16 protein-coding genes are annotated in these 17,068 nt (G+C 72.0%); 11 read left to right on the forward strand and 5 right to left on the reverse strand.

Going from position 1 to position 17,068, the window contains the following annotated elements:
- Positions 1 to 52 precede the first annotated feature (52 nt).
- The 5 genes from ACGFK0_RS18595 to ACGFK0_RS18615 all read left to right on the forward strand — a co-directional run bounded on the left by ACGFK0_RS18595 (position 53) and on the right by ACGFK0_RS18615 (position 5,127).
- Positions 53 to 898 carry a helix-turn-helix domain-containing protein gene (locus tag ACGFK0_RS18595; RefSeq protein WP_392906230.1) on the forward strand — a complete coding sequence of 282 codons (846 nt, stop codon included), beginning with the start codon at positions 53 to 55 and terminating at the stop codon, positions 896 to 898.
- A complete protein-coding gene (locus ACGFK0_RS18600) occupies positions 895 to 1,095 on the forward strand; it encodes a DUF397 domain-containing protein (RefSeq protein WP_392906231.1) in 201 nt (66 codons plus the stop codon). The genes ACGFK0_RS18595 and ACGFK0_RS18600 overlap by 4 nt, the downstream gene beginning before the upstream one ends.
- A gap of 109 nt (positions 1,096 to 1,204) precedes the next feature.
- A complete protein-coding gene (locus tag ACGFK0_RS18605; RefSeq protein ID WP_392906232.1) occupies positions 1,205 to 2,224 on the forward strand; it encodes an LLM class F420-dependent oxidoreductase in 1,020 nt (339 codons plus the stop codon).
- A 96-nt stretch (positions 2,225 to 2,320) separates the two neighbouring features.
- Positions 2,321 to 3,976 carry an acetolactate synthase large subunit gene (locus ACGFK0_RS18610; protein WP_392906233.1) on the forward strand — a complete coding sequence of 552 codons (1,656 nt, stop codon included), beginning with the start codon at positions 2,321 to 2,323 and terminating at the stop codon, positions 3,974 to 3,976.
- Positions 3,977 to 4,032: 56 nt separating this feature from the next.
- Entirely contained in the window at positions 4,033 to 5,127 is a 1,095-nt protein-coding gene (locus ACGFK0_RS18615) for an AI-2E family transporter (protein WP_392906235.1), read from the forward strand.
- Between the two features lie 14 nt (positions 5,128 to 5,141).
- On the opposite strand, the gene ACGFK0_RS18620 is transcribed toward ACGFK0_RS18615, so the two are convergent.
- On the reverse strand, positions 5,142 to 5,936 hold the full coding sequence (locus ACGFK0_RS18620) for a methyltransferase domain-containing protein (protein ID WP_392906236.1): 795 nt from the start codon (positions 5,934 to 5,936) through the stop codon (positions 5,142 to 5,144).
- Positions 5,937 to 6,069: 133 nt separating this feature from the next.
- Complete coding sequence (locus ACGFK0_RS18625; protein ID WP_392906238.1) at positions 6,070 to 6,285, reverse strand: hypothetical protein; 216 nt, start codon at positions 6,283 to 6,285, stop codon at positions 6,070 to 6,072.
- 293 nt (positions 6,286 to 6,578) lie between these two features.
- Here ACGFK0_RS18625 and ACGFK0_RS18630 point away from each other — a divergent pair, with 293 nt between their 5' ends.
- A complete protein-coding gene (locus ACGFK0_RS18630) occupies positions 6,579 to 6,926 on the forward strand; it encodes a hypothetical protein (protein WP_392906239.1) in 348 nt (115 codons plus the stop codon).
- A gap of 97 nt (positions 6,927 to 7,023) precedes the next feature.
- Positions 7,024 to 7,722, forward strand: a complete 699-nt coding sequence (locus tag ACGFK0_RS18635; RefSeq protein ID WP_392906242.1) for a DUF4328 domain-containing protein — start codon at positions 7,024 to 7,026, stop codon at positions 7,720 to 7,722.
- Here ACGFK0_RS18635 and ACGFK0_RS18640 read toward each other — a convergent pair.
- The 3 genes from ACGFK0_RS18640 to ACGFK0_RS18650 form a co-directional block, all read right to left on the reverse strand.
- Positions 7,702 to 11,058, reverse strand: a complete 3,357-nt coding sequence (locus ACGFK0_RS18640) for a DNA polymerase III subunit alpha (RefSeq protein WP_392906243.1) — start codon at positions 11,056 to 11,058, stop codon at positions 7,702 to 7,704. The genes ACGFK0_RS18635 and ACGFK0_RS18640 overlap by 21 nt on opposite strands.
- A gap of 1 nt (position 11,059) precedes the next feature.
- Entirely contained in the window at positions 11,060 to 11,335 is a 276-nt protein-coding gene (locus tag ACGFK0_RS18645) for a DUF6504 family protein (protein ID WP_392906244.1), read from the reverse strand.
- Between the two features lie 106 nt (positions 11,336 to 11,441).
- Complete coding sequence (locus ACGFK0_RS18650; protein WP_392906246.1) at positions 11,442 to 11,711, reverse strand: hypothetical protein; 270 nt, start codon at positions 11,709 to 11,711, stop codon at positions 11,442 to 11,444.
- A gap of 320 nt (positions 11,712 to 12,031) precedes the next feature.
- Here ACGFK0_RS18650 and ACGFK0_RS18655 point away from each other — a divergent pair, with 320 nt between their 5' ends.
- The 4 genes from ACGFK0_RS18655 (at position 12,032) to ACGFK0_RS18670 (ending at position 17,064) form a co-directional block, all read left to right on the forward strand.
- Positions 12,032 to 12,706, forward strand: a complete 675-nt coding sequence (locus tag ACGFK0_RS18655) for a TetR family transcriptional regulator (protein WP_392906247.1) — start codon at positions 12,032 to 12,034, stop codon at positions 12,704 to 12,706.
- Between the two features lie 70 nt (positions 12,707 to 12,776).
- Positions 12,777 to 13,739, forward strand: coding sequence for a quinone oxidoreductase family protein (locus tag ACGFK0_RS18660; protein WP_392906516.1), 963 nt, complete (start codon positions 12,777 to 12,779; stop codon positions 13,737 to 13,739).
- A 73-nt stretch (positions 13,740 to 13,812) separates the two neighbouring features.
- Positions 13,813 to 15,246 (forward strand): DUF4389 domain-containing protein, encoded by a 1,434-nt coding sequence (locus tag ACGFK0_RS18665; RefSeq protein ID WP_392906248.1) that lies wholly within the window; start codon positions 13,813 to 13,815, stop codon positions 15,244 to 15,246.
- 78 nt (positions 15,247 to 15,324) lie between these two features.
- Positions 15,325 to 17,064, forward strand: a complete 1,740-nt coding sequence (locus ACGFK0_RS18670; protein ID WP_392906250.1) for a serine/threonine-protein kinase — start codon at positions 15,325 to 15,327, stop codon at positions 17,062 to 17,064.
- The last annotated feature ends 4 nt before the right edge of the window (positions 17,065 to 17,068 follow it).

The raw sequence follows: 17,068 nt of genomic DNA on the forward strand, positions 1-17,068 counted from the left end.
GGTTCGTCAATCGCGTTGTGGCGCGCGCCGAGAGTGGTAAGACTCCACTCCCATGACCTACCGCCCCACCGTTCGTGGCCGCCGCCTGGCGCGGGAGCTCCGCAAGCTGCGGGAGGAGCAGGGCCTGACCCTCCAGGAGGTGGCGGACCGGCTCGACTGGTCGCGAGCCACCGTCTCCCGCCTCGAAACCAGCCAGACCCGCCCGAAACCCGGTGACATCGCCGACATCCTCGATCTGTACGGGGTGCCGAGCCCGGACCGCGACGCGCTCATCACCCTCGCCCGGCAGGCCGGCCAGCGCGGCTGGTGGACCGCCTACCAGGACGTCTTCGCCGGCAGCTATGTCGCGCTTGAGGACGAGGCGTCGCACATCCGCACCTGGGATCCCCAGCTCGTCCACGGGCTGCTGCAGACCGAGCAGTACTCCCGCGCCGTGATCACGGCGGGCCGGCTGCTGCCCGCCCAGGAGGACATCGAGCGCCGCATCTCCGCCCGCAAGATCCGCCAGGCCCTGCTCGACCGGGCCGACGCGCCGCGTCTGCAGGTCGTGTTCGACGAGGCGGTCCTGCACCGCCCGATCGGCGGCGGCGAGGTGATGCGGGCGCAGCTGGACGCCCTCGCCACCGCCGCGGCGACCCGCCCAACGGTGTCGATTCAGGTACTTCCGTATACAGCCAAGGAGCATGCGGGCCTAGACGGACGATTCACCATATTGTCGTATCCGGACCCCGCAGACCCAGATATCGCCTATGTAGAGGGCACCATGGGTGACGTTTACCTTGAGAGTGCGGAGGCAATAGCAAAACATAGGGACCGCTTCGATCGCATCGAGGCGGCCGCCCTGTCCACCGAGGAATCCGCGCACCTCATCGCCGAGGCAGCAAGGAGCAGCCCGTGACCAACCCGCAGCGCGAACTCACCTGTGCCCCCTGGCGAAAGTCGTCCCACAGCGGGAGCGGCGACCAGTGCGTCGAGGTGGCGCCACTGTCCGGCGACCTGTGCGCGGTACGCGACTCCAAGGACCCCTCCGGACCGGCGCTGGTGCTGACACCGTCCGCCTGGCGGGGTCTCCTGGTCGCGATCAAGGAGGTCTAGCGACGGTTCGATCCGGGGGCCGCGGCGGGAGGCGCCGCGGCCCCCGGCCCTTCCACGGAACTAGAACGTGTTCTAGTATCGCCTCCGTCGGCAATCGGAGGGGTGCAACGTGACCGCGGAACTCAAGCTCGGCATCAACGTCGGCTACTGGCAGCGCGACGTCGACGACCAGACCGAGACGGTCCTGGCCGCCGAACGGTGCGGCTACGACTCGGTGTTCACCGCCGAGGCGTACGGCTCGGACGCGTTCACCCCGCTGACCTGGTACGCCGCCCGCACGTCCCGGATCAAGCTGGGCACCGCCGTCGTGCAGATCTCCGCCCGCACGCCCGCGGCGACCGCGATGCACGCGCTCACGCTGGACGCCCTCTCGGGCGGGCGGATGATCCTCGGACTCGGCGCGTCCGGCCCGCAGGTGGTCGAGGGCTGGTACGGGCAGCCGTTCCCCAAGCCGCTCGCCCGCACCCGCGAGTACCTCGACATCGTCCGGCAGGTGTGGCGCCGCGAGGCCCCGGTGACCAGCGAGGGCCCGCACTATCCTCTGCCGCTCCCCGGCGGCGCGGGCCTCGGCAAGCCGCTGAAGCCGATCGTCCACCCCGTCCGGCCGGAGATCCCCGTCTACCTGGGCGCCGAGGGGCCGAAGAACGTCGCGCTGTCCACCGAGGTCGCGCAGGGCTGGCTGCCGCTGTTCGTCGACCCGCAGCAGATCGAGCCGGTGTTCGGCGCGTCCCTCGCCGGCCGTCCCGGCGACTTCGAGATCGCCGCGACCGTCACCACGATCGTCACCGACGACCTGGAGTCCGCGCTGCAGTTCGCCAAGATCCCGCTCGCGTTCTACATCGGCGGGATGGGCGCCCGGGACCGCAACTTCCACCTCGACCTGATCGGCCGGCTCGGCTACGCGGAGCAGGCCGCGCGCGTCCAGGAACTCTTCCTCGACGGCCGCCGCGACGAGGCGATCAAGGCCGTGCCGGACGAACTGGCCGACTCGATCTCCCTCCTCGGCCCCATCGGGCGGATCAAGGAGCGGCTCCAGCTCTGGCGGGACAGCCCCGTCACCACCGTGCTGATCGCCGGCGTGCGGGACGAGCCCACACTGCGCGCGATCAAGGACCTGGCCGACTCCTGACGAGATCGATCGCACATCACCGGGCGGAATGGAGGTAGGGGCCCGGGTGCTGCACAGACAGCACCCAGCCATACACAGACTGGAGATGGACGCACCATGTCCACGCAGGAAGACGCCGCCCGCCTGCTCGTCAGGACCCTTGAGGCGGAGGGCGTCGAATACGTCTTCGGCATTCCCGGCGAGGAGAACATCCACTTCGTCCACGCCCTGAACGACTCCCCGATCCGCTACGTCCTCGTCCGGCACGAGCAGGCCGCCTCGTTCATGGCGGAGATCTACGGGCGGCTCACCGGCAAGGCGGGTGTGGCCTCGGCGACGCTCGGCCCCGGCGCGATCAACCTGCAGCTCGGCGTGGCGGACGCCACCACCAACAGCACACCCGTCGTCGCGATCTCCGCACAGGTCGGCCTGGACCGCATCTACAAGGAATCGCACCAGATCGTCGACCTGGTCTCCCTCTTCCGCCCGATCACCAAGTGGTCGGAGCTGGCCCCCAGAGCCGAGGCCCTGCCCGAAATGGTGCGCAAGGCGTTCAAGACCGCACAGACCGAACGTCCCGGTGCCGTCTACCTGGCGATCCCCGAGGACGTCGAGGCCGCCAAGGTCTCCGCCGACCTGAAGCCGCTGCCGGTCAACGTCGTCCGCGCCCAGGAGCCGTCGCCGTCGCAGATCGCCCGCGCCGCCGACGTCCTCGCCGTCGCCCGGCGCCCCGTCGTCCTGGCCGGCCACGGCGCGACCCGTGCCCGCGCGAGCGCCGCGCTGCGGCACTTCTCCGAGCATCTCGGCCTGCCGGTCGCGACGACGTTCAACGGCAAGGGCGTCTTCCCGGACGACCACCGCAACGCCCTCGGCGCCGTCGGCTTCATGCGCCACGACTACGTCAACTTCGGTTTCGACCAGGCGGACGTCCTCATCACGGTGGGGTACGAGCTCCAGGAGTTCGACCCCGTGAAGATCAACCCGAACGCCGACAAGAAGATCATCCACATCCACCAGTTCCCCGCCGAGGTCGACGACCACTACCCGGTCGAGGTCGGCGTCCAGGGCGACATCTCCCGCACCCTGCACGCCCTGGCCGGCAGCGTGCACCGCCGCTTCGACGTCAACGGCACCGGCCGGAGGATCCGCCAGATGCTCCACGACGAGCTGGCGGAGGGCGCCGCCGAGGACGGCCATCCGCTCTCGCCCCGCCGCATCGTCGCCGACGTCCGCGCCGCCATGGGCCGCAACGACATCGTCCTGGCCGACACGGGCGCGGTGAAGATGTGGATGGCGCGCATGTACCCGACCTACGAGCCGAACACCCTGCTGGTCTCCAACGGCCTGTCGTCCATGGGCTTCTCCGTGCCGGGCGCGATCGCCGCGAAGCTCGCCCACCCCGACCGCAGGGTCCTCGCCGCCACGGGCGACGGCGCGTTCCTGATGAACTCCCAGGAACTGGAGACCGCCGTCCGCGAGAACATTCCGATCACGGTGCTGATCTGGGACGACTCCGCCTACGGCCTGATCGAGTGGAAGATGGACCTCGACCTCGGTGAGAGCTCCAACATCAAGTTCGGCAACCCCGACTTCGTCCGGTACGCGGAGAGCTTCGGCGCCCGCGGCCACCGCGTGGAGAGCGCCGCCGAGCTGCTCCCCACCCTCCGCAAGGCCCTCGCCGACGACACGGTCTCCGTGATCACCGTCCCCGTCGACTACTCCCACAACCTCCGGCTGACGGACAAGCTGGGCGATTTGACCGACCCCTTCTAGCGAGCGGTTCGCGCTGCGCGGCGATTGCCGGGCGGATCACCGGGTACGGGCGGCGGGTGACGTCCGGCAAGGGATTCGACGCCGTCCCGTCCACGTTGCGCAACACGGCGGCGGTGGCCGCGTGCCTCCTGGTCATCGTGGCGGCGGTCGGCGTCCTGGTCTACGCCTTCACGAAGGTCGCGTCACTGGTGATGGCGGTGATCGCCGCGCTGCTGCTGACCGCGCTGGTGTCGCCGGTCACGCGCCAGGTGCGGCGGCTGCGCGCCCCCGCCTGGGTCGCCGCGCTCTCCGGCCTGCTCACCGTGCTCATCGCCATCGGCGGGTCCCTCGCGCTGGTCGGCAACCGGATCGCCGGCCAGTGGCAGGAGATGCGCCGGAGCCTGACCGAAGGGCTGCAACGGGCCCAGACCCAGATCGTGAACGCGCTGCCGATCAGCGACCAGCAGCTCGACACCCTGGTCGACGGCGCCGTGCGCGCCCTCCGGCGGTCGTCGCCCGACCCGGTCGCGAGTGCGAGCATGGTGACGAAGGTGGGCGCCTCCGTGCTGATCGCCCTGTTCCTGCTGTTCTTCATGCTGAAGGACGGAAGGAGCATGTGGGAGTGGGCCCTGCGGCTCGCGCCCGAGCGGCGCCGCCCGAAGGTCGACGTCGCGGGACGCGCGGGGTGGCGGGCGCTGGGCCAGTACGTGCACGGGATCATCCTGGTCGCGCTGGCGGACGCCGCCGGCATCGGGCTGGCGCTCGTGCTGATCGGAGTGCCGTTCGCCCTGCCGCTGACGCTGCTGACGTTCATCGCGGCGTTCATCCCCATCATCGGGGCGATCCTCGCGGGCGCCGCCGCGATCCTCATCGCCTTCGTCAGCGGCGGGACGACCGACGCGCTGCTCGTGCTGGCCGCCGTCGTCGCCGTCCAGCAGGCCGAGAGCAACCTGCTGCAACCCCTGATCATGGGCCGGACGCTGCATCTGCACCCGGTCGTGGTCGTCGTCGCCGTGACCGCCGGAACGCTCGCGGCGGGCATCGCGGGCGCCATCGTCGCCGTCCCGCTCGTCGCGGTCGTGTACCGCGTCGCGTCCGTGCTGGCGGCCGACGACGAGGAGCCGGAGGCGGACCCCCCGCTCGCGGCGGAGGGGCCGCCCGCCTCACGGTGACGGGCGGCGGCGGATCAGGCGCGGCAGAGGATCTCGCCGTGGGTCACGGAGTACCAGCCGTCTTCGGCGGCCGCCCATTCCTTCCAGCCCTCGTAGACGCGCTGAAGTTCGTCGCGGGTGGCGTGGCCGCCGGCGACGGCGTGGTCGGCGACCGAGGACCTGATCATGCGGCCGCCCCAGGATTCGCTCCACCACTCGCGTTCCCCGGGCGTGGAGTAGCACCAGGCCGAGGAGGAGGCGGTGACGTCGGTGAAGCCGGCGGCGCGGGCCCAGGACACCAGCCGCCGGCCGGCGTCGGGTTCGCCTCCGTTGCCGCGGGCGACCCGGTAGTAGATCGGCAGCCAGGCGTCCATGCCGGGCGGCTCCGGGTACCAGATCATGGCGCCGAAGTCGGCGTCGCGTGCGGCGACGATGCCGCCGGGCCTGGTGACGCGGCGCATCTCGCGCAGGGCCCGGACGGGGTCGGCGACGTGCTGCAGGACCTGGTGGGCGTGGACGACGTCGAACGTGCCGTCGGCGTAGTCCAGGGCGTGGACGTCGGCGACGGCGAACTCGACGTTGTCCAGGCCGGCGGTGTTCTCGCGGGCCTCGTCCACGACGTCCTCGGCGGCGTCGGCGGCGACGACACGTCCCGGGGCGACGCGTCCGGCCAGCCCGGCGGTGATCGTGCCCGGGCCGCAGCCCACGTCCAGCACCGCGTTCCCCGGGCGCAGGTGCCCGATCAGGTAGGCGGCGGAGTTCTCGGCCGTGCGCCACCGGTGTGAGCTCAGCACGCTCGCGTGGTGGCCATGGGTGTAGGTCGGGGCCATCGGGATCACCTCTCTGTCCGTGCCCTCACCCTACGATCACTTCTCACATTCTGGGAACTATGTATCAGTATTTGAGACAGCATCACAAAGAAAAAAGGGACCGAGGTCGCTCAATCCCTTTTTTCGTCGTCGGTCAGGCCGCCACGGCGATGCGTGCGGGCACCGGCCTGGTGGACGGCGTCTGCCGCATGGGCAGTGCCTCCACAGGAGCCAGCGCGGGGGAGGTCTCGGCGTAGGCGTTCAGCGTCGCGTGCGGAAGCTCGGTGAGCCACGGCTCCACGACGGTCCGCTCGGCGGGCCCGTCAAGCCGCGGGTGGGAGAGATGGAACGTGCTGGTCGCTGCTCTCATGCCAACACCCCTTCCTTAGCCCGGTGGGCCGCGCCTTTGCGGAGGCCACCGACTGTCACATACCCCTACGTACGTCATCACAAGCAACTCGGTTCGACTCCTGTTCCCAGGTGTCGCCCGAATCACAAGGCCAACGGTACGGAGCACCTCTGACATTCTCGAACCTTTATTCGACCCCCCCGGCCGGGTTCGCAATGCTGACAGAATTCGCCTTGTGGTCATCCGGGTACTGATCGTCGAGAATCAGGACGACGGACACGCGGGGGAAGGACGAGGCACTGGCACCGGAGTCGTTGAACGGGCTGCCCGTGGCGGTCGTGGCCCTCTGGGTGCTGTGCGCCTGCGGATGGGGCATCGTCCTCGCGGGCCTGCGCAGGAGCATCCACGGACCGGCCCGCGGCCCCACGCTGTTCGCGCACACCGCGACGCCCGCGGGGATCGTCCTGACGTTCTCGCTGATCGGCTTCGGATCCCTGTACGGGACGCTCGCGCTGACCGCCGAATGGTGGGCGCTGCTGCTCGTGACCGGCTTCCGCCCGGAACGGCTGCTGTCCACCGGCGGCCTCGGCCGCCTCGCCGCGTGGGCCGCCGTCACCGCCGCCGCGACGCTCGCCGGCGCGCGGCTCGTCTTCCACATCTGAACATCCGGTCCGCGGACCCGAACCCGCCATGGGCCGCGTAAGTCAAACGTACGTAGTATCCAATGCAGCGAACCGCAAAACCCGTCGGAGGTGAATCATGCCGTGTGCGTTGTGCGGCGACATCATCCCGACCGAGGTGGACCGGTGCCCGGCCTGCGGCGCGTGGGCGCGGCGCCGCGACTTCCGCGCCGTCGGCGTCGCCGTCTTCATGCTCCTCGGTTTCAACGCGTTCGTCGCCCTCGGCTCGGGGATCAGCCTCCTGCGCTTCTCCGACCCGCTCCGCTCCGCCACGCACGGGACCTATGACGCGGCGGCCACCGGCAAGGCCCTCGCGCCCTACGCCGACGTGTTCACGATCAGCGCCATCATGGCCGCCGTCACCGGCGTGCTGTACTTCATCTGGCTCTGGCGCGCCTACCGGCAGTCGCCGGGGCCGCACCAGTACCACCGGGCCTGGATCCTCCTCGGCTGGTTCTGCCCCATCGTCAACCTGTGGCTCCCCCCGCGGATGATCTACGAGGTCTGGGTGAACAGTGGCCGGTACCGGACGGCCGAACGCCAGGCCGCCGGGCTCGTCGTCGCCGGCTGGTGGGCCTGCACCCTCCTCGGCGTCGTGCTCGCCTACGCGTTCACCCATGGCAGCGTCGACACCCTCGCCGACGCCCGCTTCGACGTCCACGTCGGCGTCGCCGCAGCCGCCCTCCAGGCTCTCGCCGCCTCCCTCTCCATGGCCACCGTCTTCCAGATCACCAGGCTCCAGATCGCCCCGGGAGAGCTAGCCCGGGGCTGGGCCTGAGCTGCCCTGGCTGGTGTGCCAGAGAGCGGCCCTCGGGGGACGCTTGATGCCCGGTCCGGCGTGGCCGACGTCCGAGTACGGGGACATCGCGAACCCGGTGGGGTGGACGACGCGGTCGCCGACCGGCCGGCCCCGCGGCGCCGGGCCCGCCATGGCGGCGCGGACGGCGTCCGGGCCGCCCCGCCGCCATTCCTCGTGCAGGGTGTTCAGGTCCCAGCAGGCGTAGGCGGTGATCGAGACGGCGCGGGCCCCGGCGCGGCGGACACGGCCGCGGACGACCAGGAGCCAGGAGCCGAAGACGGTGGCGGCGCACCTGTCCTGCACCGACTCGAAGAACGCGAGGTCGATGGGGCCCGTCGCGTCGTCCAGCGTGGCGAAGATGACGCGCTGCCCCGACCTGACCGCCGGGGTCTGTGTGGCGACCTTGACGCCGGCGACCAGGACCTCGCTTCCGCCGGGACGGCCCGGAAGGTCGGCGGCGCGGACGACGCCGAGGCCGGCGAGCAGCCCGTCGTAGAAGGTCATGACGTGCCGGCTGACGTCCATGCCGAGGATGTCCAGTTCCGCCTCGACGACCTCCGCGGGCGTCATCGGAGGGAGTTCGCCCGCCGGGACGTCGTCGGCGAGCTGGATCTCCAGGGCGCCGTCGCCGTCCTCGTGGCCCAGGGGTAGCTGGCCTTCGACGACGGGGGCGCGGGCGGTGGCGCGGTCCAGGGCGCCCACGCGGCAGAGCAGGTCGCGGCGCGCGACGTCGCCGTCGCCGTAGACGCCGTCGAACGCCCCGGCCAGGACGAGGCGCTCGGCGGTCGGGCGGGAGACCCTGGCGCGGCGCCAGAAGTCGGTCAGCGACGCGTAGGGGCGTTCGGCGACGATCGCGGTGATCTCTCCGTCGTTGATGCCCCTGACCTCGCTCAGCGCGACGCGGATCCCGGCCGGGCCGCCCTCGCGGACGGGTTCGACGTGCCAGTCCGGGGCCGAGCGGTTGACGTCCAGGGGGAGGATCGGGACGCCGAAGTGCCGCGCGTCGTCCAGGATGACCCGCTTGGGGTACATGCCGGGATCATGGGTGAGGACGCCCGCGTAGAACGCGGCCGTGTGATGCCGTTTCAGCCAGGCGGACTGGTAGGTGGGCAGCGCGAACGACGCGGCGTGGGCCTTGCAGAAGCCGAACGCGCCGAACGCGGTCAGCGTCCGCCAGACCCGCTCGACGGCCGGCTCGTCATAGCCCCGGGCGAGGGCACGTTCACGGAACCAGGCGCCGACCACGGCCTGCCCCCGCTCGTGGTTCAGGCTCCGCCGCGCCGCCTCCGCCTTCGACAGGCCGCAGCCGGTCATCACGTCGAACACGCGCAGCACCTGCTCGTGGAAGACGACCACGCCGAGGCTCTCCCGCAGCACCGGCTCAAGGTCGGGATGCGGGTAGGCGGGCTCCCTGGTCCCGGCGCGCGACTCCAGGAACGGCGACACCATGTCGGAGTTGACCGGCCCCGGACGGAACAGCGAGATGTCGATGACCAGGTCGTCCAGGTCGCGCGGCTGGAGCCTGCCGATCAGCTCCCGCTGGCCCGGCGACTCGATCTGGAAGCAGCCGAGCGTCCGGGACGTGCGGACCAGCTCGTACGTCGCGGGATCGTCGCGCGGGACGTCCTCCAGCGCGATCCGCTCCCCCGACACCCGTGCTACTTCTGCCACCGCGTGCGCCATCGCCGACTGCATCCGGACGCCGATGACGTCGAGCTTGAGCAGGCCCATCGTCTCGACGTCGTCCTTGTCGAACTGGCTCATCGGGAAACCCACGGCGGCCTGCTCGATCGGTGTCCGGTCCCGCAGCGTGGGGTTCGACAGCAGGACGCCGCAGGGATGCATGGCGATGTGCCGGGGCAGGCCGTCCAGGCGCTCGGCGATCCGGAACAGCACCTCCAGGCGTCCCGCCGCCAGGTTGCTCTGCCGCAGCTCGGGCAGGTCGTCCAGCGCCGCGCGGATCTGGTTCGCCCTGATCTGCGGGAACGCCTTGGCGATCGCGTCGATCTCCAGCGGCGGGAGCCCGACGGCGTTGCCGACGTCGCGGATCGCGCTGCGCGCCCGGTAGGTCTCCATCATCGACACGCACGCCGTGCTCTCCGCCCCGAACCGGTCGAACAGCGCCTCGTACGCCTCCAGCCTGCGGGCCGACTCCACGTCCAGGTCGATGTCGGGCAGGCCCTCGCGGCTGTCGGCGAGGAAGCGCTCCATCAGCAGGTCGTGCCGCAGCGGGTCGAGGTCGCCGATGCCGAGCAGGTGGTTGACCAGGCTGCCGGCGCCGGAGCCGCGGATCGCGCAGCGGATGCCGCGCGACCTGATCAGCGCGGCCGCGTCGGCGACCGTGAGGAAGTAGGACGCCAGCCCCTTGCGGGCGATGACGCCGAGTTCGTCGTCGAGCCGGGCCGCGGCCCGCCATGATCCGCCGAGCCCGCGCCGGGTCATTCCGGCGGCGCAGCGGGCGGCGAGCCGCGCGTACGGGTCGCCCGCCACGGCCGGCAGGTGGACGTCGTCCATGCCGAGGTCGCGGGCCGGGTCCAGGACGCAGCGTTCGGAGAGCCGGCGGGTGGCGGCCAGCAGCGCGTCCGCCTCGTCCGGGCCGCAGCTCAGTTCCGCGACGCGGCGCATCTCGGGGACCGACTTCAGGTAAGCGTGCCCGGTCCGGTCGTCGAGGTGCCGCCGGTCCAGCGGGACGAGGCGGCGCGTCACGTCCAGCACCTGCGCGACCGGGTGGTCGGCCGGCTCCAGGTAGCGGACGGCGTTGCCCAGTACGGCGGGGACCCCGGCCTCGCGGGCGAGCGCGAGCATCCGGGCCGCCCGGTGCCCCTCGCCCCGGTCGTGGTGGTCGACGATCTCGATGACGGTCTCGGCGGTGGCGCGCCACGCGTCGAGCAGCCGTGCCGCCGCGTCGGGCCGCCGTCCGGCGATGGCGCGGCCCACGTCCGACCACGGGCCGAGCAGCACGATGAGCCCCTCGGCGTGCGCGCCGACCATCTGCCGTGTGACCAGCGGGTTGCCGCGTTCGCCCGCCGCGTGCGCCGCCGTCACCAGCCGGCAGAGCGACCGCCACCCCGTCCGGCCCTCGGCGAGCACCACGATCCGTTCCTCGCCCGTGGAGGCGACCTTGAGGTCGGCGCCGACGACGGCCCCGATCCCCGCGTCGCGACATGACCGAACGTGACGGACCGCGCCGTACAGGCCGTCGCGGTCGGTCAGCGCGAGCGTCTCCATGCCGAGGCCCGCCGCGCGCTCGGCCAGCGCGGCGGGCGGCGCGACCCCGTACCGCAGCGAATATCCCGAAGCGACATGAATGTGCACGTCAGTCCCATACCCGGGAGAGCAGCCAGCTGTCAGCGGCCACGTCGAAACGCAGCTCGTAGACGCCGATCTCCCAGTCCGGGGTGGCCTCGACCCGCCAGAACTCCCGCTCACCGGTGGCCTCGCCGTCGGGCTGCTGCTCCCGCCACCAGTCACGGGTCGTGACCCAGTGCTCCAGCACCCGCCGGACGGTGTAGAGCCGGTCACGCCAGACGAACCGGATGGGACGTCCATCACTCACCCAGACGTCCACCGGGTCGCCGAACACGCGTGTCATCTGCCTCCCCCTCGCGCGCACCGCACGGGGGAAGAACATGCGGATATTCGAACAAACGTTCGCACCCGAGTCTAGAGACCCCGTGGAGGAGAGGGCAAGGCGGGGGCTACCCCAGCAGGTGGATCAGGCGGTCGGCCACGTCGGGGGCGTCGGCCACGCCGGCCATACCGCCCGGCCAGAGGTAGTACCAGCCGTCGCCGGACAGGCTCGCGACGACCATGATCTGGCGCCGGGTCCGCGGGCCCGTCACGCCCAGCAGGGACTCCTCGGGACCGGCGAGCCGCCACGAGAGCCCGCGCGCCTCGACCTCGTGCGCGAGCACCGCGAGGTGACGCCGGCGCTCCTCGGCGATCTCTCGCCCACCGACTACAGACACTTCAGCCGCCTCAGCATGGTCCGGACCGCCGGAACCACCTTGGGCGATCATCCGGCGACAACTGGTGACCGAACCTCAGCATGACCCTAAAACCGGGGCTGCGCAGGGAGAATCCGAAGAGTGGGACGGCTCTTTCACAATCCTCGGGGGATGGTCCTCCAGCGGCGGCGCGACGCACCCGGTGCGCGTGCGCCAATCGGCCGAGCCCGTCACTTCCGAATGCCGGAGTCCGGCGCGCATACGGAGGACGCGTCCGTGATAGAAGCCTCTGTGAGCCGGGCGTCCAGCGCCCGCGTCAAGCGGACAGAAGGAGCGAGCCGATGAGCGCCGTCCCCGCCGGCGACCCGTCAGGCCCCGCAGACGAGCGTGCTCCCGCGCGCGCTCTGGCCGGGCTCCGTGAACGCAAGAAGCAGCGGACGAGGTCCGCGCTCGTCGACGCGGCACTGGACCTGTTCCTCTCCCAGGGTTACGAGGCGACGACGATCGACGAGATCGTGGCGGCCGTGGACGTGTCACAGCGGACGTTCTTCCGCTACTTCGCCACCAAGGAGGACGTCGTCACGAGCTTCCTCGCCGAGCACGACGACGTCCTGCGGGAGGCGCTGGCGGCGCGTCCGCCGGGGGAACGGCCGTTCACCGCGCTGCTGGAGTCGCTGCGCGTGATGCTGCGGACGATCGCCGAGGGCGACCCGGCCGACGGCACCCGGTTCCGCCGCGTCCGGCAGGTGATCGAGGCGACGCCGTCGCTGATGGCGGCGCAGATGGCGCGTCACTCGGCGTCCGCGGAGACGCTCGCCGCCGAGATCGCGCGGCGCGAGGGCGTGGACGTCGAGAACGACCTGCGGCCGCGGATCGTCGTCGCGTTCTTCCTGGCGGCGGTCAAGGTCGCCTTCGAGGACTGCGCCCGGCGCGACATCTGGGACGCCGGGACGGTCGCCTCCCGCGTGGAGGAGGCCGTCGCGGTGGTCGCCCGGACGATGCGCGACTGGATCTGAACGTCCCGGCGGGAATGCCCGCCGGCGGCGGCGGGTTCCGATGACCAGCATCCGACTGCAGGAGGGCGACATGCGCGCGATCATCATCACCGAGACCGGCGGCCCCGAGGTCCTGGTGGCCGGGGAGCGCCCCGACCCGGAACCCGGCCCCGGGGAGGTGCTGATCGACGTCGCGGCGGCGGGCGTCAACTTCATCGACGTGTACTTCCGGACGGGCGCCTACCCGCAGGCCCTCCCGTACACGCCGGGCATGGAGGCGGCGGGCACGGTCGCGGCGGCGGGTGACGGCGTCACCGAGTTCGCGGTGGGCGACCGCGTGGCCTGGTCCGGCGTGCAGGGCGGCTACGCGGACAGGGCCGTGGTCCCGGCGGACAAGGTCGTCCCCGTCCCCGGCGGCGTCGGTCTGGAGGACGCGGCGGCGTCGCTGCTGCAGGGCATGACCGCGCACTACCTGACGCGGTCGACGTATCCGGTCCAGGCGGGCGACACCGTCCTGGTCCACGCGGCGGCGGGCGGGATGGGGCTGCTGCTCACCCAGGCGGCCAAGGCCCTCGGCGCCAGGGTCGTCGGCACGGCCTCGACGCCGGAGAAGGAGCAGCTCGCCAAGGACGCGGGCGCGGACGTCACGATGGGCTATGACGGTTTCCCGGAGAGGGTGCGGGAGCTGACCGGCGGCGAGGGCGTCGCGGCCGTGTACGACGGCGTCGGGGCGCCCACGTTCGACGGAAGCCTGGCGAGCCTGCGCCGGCGCGGCGTCCTCGCGCTGTACGGGGCGGCCGGCGGGAAGGTTCCGCCGTTCGATCCGCAGCGGCTCAACGCGGCCGGATCGGTGTACCTCACGCGCCCGTCGCTCACTCATTTCACCGAGGTCCGCGAGGAGCTGCTGGAACGCGCCGCAGCGGTCTACGGATGGGTGGAATCGGGTGCCGTGCGGGTCCATGTCGGGCACCGCCACGACCTCGCCGAAGCCGGTACGGCGCACGCCGACCTGGAGGCGAGGCGGACCACCGGCAAGCTCCTGCTGATCCCCTGACCGGCACGCCGGCGACCCCCGGCTCCCATAAGGTGGGGACGGAGAGACGATCTTCCGAGGAGCGCCGCCCCCCATGACGACGACCGCCGCCGGCCCGCTGGAGCAGGACGAACCCCGCGTCCTCGGGCCCTACCGCCTGCTCGGACGCCTGGGCCGCGGCGGCATGGGCACCGTCTACCTCGGCGCCGAACCCGACGGCCGCCGGGTCGCGGTGAAGGTCGTCAACCGGGAGCTGGCCGGCGAGCCGGCGTTCCTCGCCCGGTTCCGCCGCGAGGTGACCGCGGCGCGGCGCGTCCACCGGTTCTGCACCGCGCCCGTCCTGGACGCCGAACTCGACCAGGACCCGCCCTACATCGTCACCGAGTACATCGACGGGCCGAGCCTGGAGAAGGCCGTCCAGGGCAAGGGGCCGCTGCCCGGCTCCGACCTGGAGGGCCTCGCCGTCGGTGTCGCCACCGCGCTCGCCGCCATCCACGGCGCCGGCATCGTGCACCGCGACCTCAAACCCGCCAACGTGCTGCTGTCGTCCACCGGCCCGCGCGTCATCGACTTCGGCATCGCCCGCGCCCTGGACTCCCCCGGCGAGCCCACCCGCACCGGCCAGTTCGTCGGGACCCCGTCCTCCAGCCCCCACCCGCCACCAATCAAACGACGAGTTTCACTCGGCTCAACAAACTACATCGCGCCCGAGGTGCTGCGGGGCGAACCGGTCGAGCAGGCGTCGGACGTGTTCTCGTGGGGCTGCGTCGTCGCCTACGCCGGGACGGGACGTCCCCCGTTCCAGGGCAAGACGGTCGCGGAGACGTTCCACCGCATCGGCACCGAGGAACCGGACCTCACCGGCCTCGACCCGCGGCTGCGCGAGATCGTCGCCGCCGCGCTCGCCAAGGACCCGCGCGGCCGGCCGACGGCACGGCGGCTCCTCACCCGGCTCGTCGGGCAGGAGCAGGCCGACCCCGAACGCGCCGCGGAGACGATCTCGGCGTCCTGGCGGCGGCCGGATCCGGCCTCGGAACCCGGCCCGATCGCCGCGGCGGACACGGCCGGAGCGGTCGGGGACCACCCGGCGGCCGCGGCGAACGCGGAGGTCCCGCGGCCGCGCCCCGTCCCCGGGGCGGACGAGCCCGCACCCGCCGAGGCCCCGGCCGCCGCGCCCGCGCCGCGAAAGGACGTCGAGCGCGACCCGGGCGCGGCCGAGCAGACCGTCGTGGTCGACCTGCCCTTCCCGGCGGCGTGGCAGGGGCCGCGGCGCTGGTTCACCCTCCTGCGCGGCCTGCTGGTGGTCCCGCACCTGGTCGTGATGCTGGTCATGTACACGGCACTGGTGTGCGTGATGCTGCTCAGCTGGTTCGTCATCCCGTTCACCGGCCGCTATCCCCGCCCGCTGTACGGGCTCGTCGTCGGCTGCCAGCGGTGGTCCGGCCGTGTCGTGGCGTACGCGTTCGGCCTCACCGGCGAGAAACTGCCGCCCTTCCGGACTCTTCCACGTTCACGCCGAACGCCCTGACACGCTTCGCGCGTCTCAATTGCCGTGGACCGCTAGGGTTCTACGGAAAAGACTCCCGTATTCCAGTTCAGGATCACGATGACCACGCACGCAGGAGAGAACGGCGAGGCCCTGCGCCCCGAGGACCCCGAGGAGCTCGGCCCCTACCGGCTGGTCGGCAGGCTCGGCCGCGGCGGCATGGGGACGGTCTACCTGGGTGAGGACCGGGCGGGACGCCGCGTCGCCGTCAAGGTGATCAACCGGGAGCTGGCCGGTGAGAGCACCTTCCGGGACCGGTTCCGGCGCGAGGTCACCGCCGCCCGGCAGGTCCGCCGGTTCTGCACCGCGCCGGTGATGGACGCCGAGCTCGACACCGACCCCCTGTACGTCGTCACCGAGTACATCGAGGGTCCCAGCCTGGAGAGCGCCGTCGCCGAACGCGGCCCGCTGCCCGGCTCGGACCTGGAAGGCGTCGCGGTCGGCGTCGCCACCGCGCTCGCCGCCATCCACGCCGCCGGCATCGTGCACCGCGACCTCAAACCCGCCAACGTGCTGCTGTCGTCCACCGGCCCGCGCGTCATCGACTTCGGCATCGCCCGCGCCCTGGACGCCGCCGACGGGCCCACCCGCACCGGCCAGTTCGTCGGGACCCCGAACTACCTCCCGCCCGAACTGCTGCGCGGCGAGCAGGTGACGCCCGCGTCCGACGTGTTCTCGTGGGGCTGCGTCGTCGCCTACGCCGGGACGGGCAGCGCGCCGTTCGCGGGCAACACCATCCCGGAGATCTTCTACCGCGTCGCGCACGACGAGCCGAACCTCGACCGGCTGGACTCGGGCCTGCGCGACATCGTCGCCGCCGCCCTCGACAAGGACCCGCGCAACCGCCCGTCCGTCCAGGACCTGCTCGGGCGCCTCGTCGGCAACGGCACGACCGACCCGGCGACGCTCGCCGAGACCGTCCAGGCGGGCTGGCACGGCCCCGCGGCCGACCCGACCGTGCAGGCACGGGCCGGCCAGGCACAGGCCGGCCCGTCCGCCTACACCCGGCCCGCGGTCCCGCCCGACGCCGACACCACGCGCCGCGACGGCGGACACCCCGGCGGCCCCGGCCCCCGCTCCGGCCGGACGGCCGGACTCCCCCGCCGCCCGCTGATCATCGGTGCCGCGGTCGCCGCCGTGCTGGCCGTGCTCGCCGTCGTCGGGTTCACCGTCCTGCGCTCCGACGGCCCGCCGGACAACCTGGCCACCGCGTTCAGCGACGCGTTCTCCAACAGCGACTCCGGCTGGGGCGACATCTACGACAAGCAGTACGGCTACGCGGCGGGCAAGTACCGGATGCAGACCAACGGCTCCAGCGGCGAGGTCGCGCGCTGGGTGCCGAAGGACAAGGTCGAGGACATCCCCGACCCGATGCTCGCGACCGTCACCGTGGCGGTCGACCAGGGCTCCCCGGACAGCATGTTCGGCATGCTCTGCCGCGCCAACGACGACGGCAAGAAGCAGTACCTGTTCCTCGTCCGCAATGACGGCAAGGGCGCGGTGCTCCGCAAGTTCAACGGGGACCTCGGCACCAAGGACCTCGCCAACCCGGACTCGGTCCCCGGTTTCGACCCGGATTCTCCGACCACGGTCCAGATCGCCTGCGAAGGCCAGGGGAAGGACGGCGCGGAGGTCCGGCTGCGGCTCTGGGTGAACGGCGAGCAGGTCATCGACAGGACCGACACCGACCAGCCGCTTCCCAACGGCTGGGTCGGGCTGCAGATCATCCGGGGCGGCAACGCGGCCGAGCAGATCGTCGCCGACTTCGACGACTTCGACATGTCGAAGATCCTCGGCTAGCCGC

The sequence above is a fragment of the Spirillospora sp. NPDC048823 genome (genome assembly GCF_043198445.1).
GTDB lineage: Bacteria > Actinomycetota > Actinomycetes > Streptosporangiales > Streptosporangiaceae > Spirillospora.

Coding starts and splice junctions, on each gene's coding strand:
- ACGFK0_RS18625 (WP_392906238.1), bottom strand. CDS start 6,285: ATGAGAGCAGCGACCAGCACGTTCCATCTCTCCCACCCGCGGCTTGAC.
- ACGFK0_RS18670 (WP_392906250.1), top strand. CDS start 15,325: ATGACCACGCACGCAGGAGAGAACGGCGAGGCCCTGCGCCCCGAGGAC.
- ACGFK0_RS18610 (WP_392906233.1), top strand. CDS start 2,321: ATGTCCACGCAGGAAGACGCCGCCCGCCTGCTCGTCAGGACCCTTGAG.
- ACGFK0_RS18595 (WP_392906230.1), top strand. CDS start 53: ATGACCTACCGCCCCACCGTTCGTGGCCGCCGCCTGGCGCGGGAGCTC.
- ACGFK0_RS18660 (WP_392906516.1), top strand. CDS start 12,777: ATGCGCGCGATCATCATCACCGAGACCGGCGGCCCCGAGGTCCTGGTG.
- ACGFK0_RS18635 (WP_392906242.1), top strand. CDS start 7,024: ATGCCGTGTGCGTTGTGCGGCGACATCATCCCGACCGAGGTGGACCGG.
- ACGFK0_RS18655 (WP_392906247.1), top strand. CDS start 12,032: ATGAGCGCCGTCCCCGCCGGCGACCCGTCAGGCCCCGCAGACGAGCGT.
- ACGFK0_RS18645 (WP_392906244.1), bottom strand. CDS start 11,335: ATGACACGCGTGTTCGGCGACCCGGTGGACGTCTGGGTGAGTGATGGA.
- ACGFK0_RS18620 (WP_392906236.1), bottom strand. CDS start 5,936: ATGGCCCCGACCTACACCCATGGCCACCACGCGAGCGTGCTGAGCTCA.
- ACGFK0_RS18665 (WP_392906248.1), top strand. CDS start 13,813: ATGACGACGACCGCCGCCGGCCCGCTGGAGCAGGACGAACCCCGCGTC.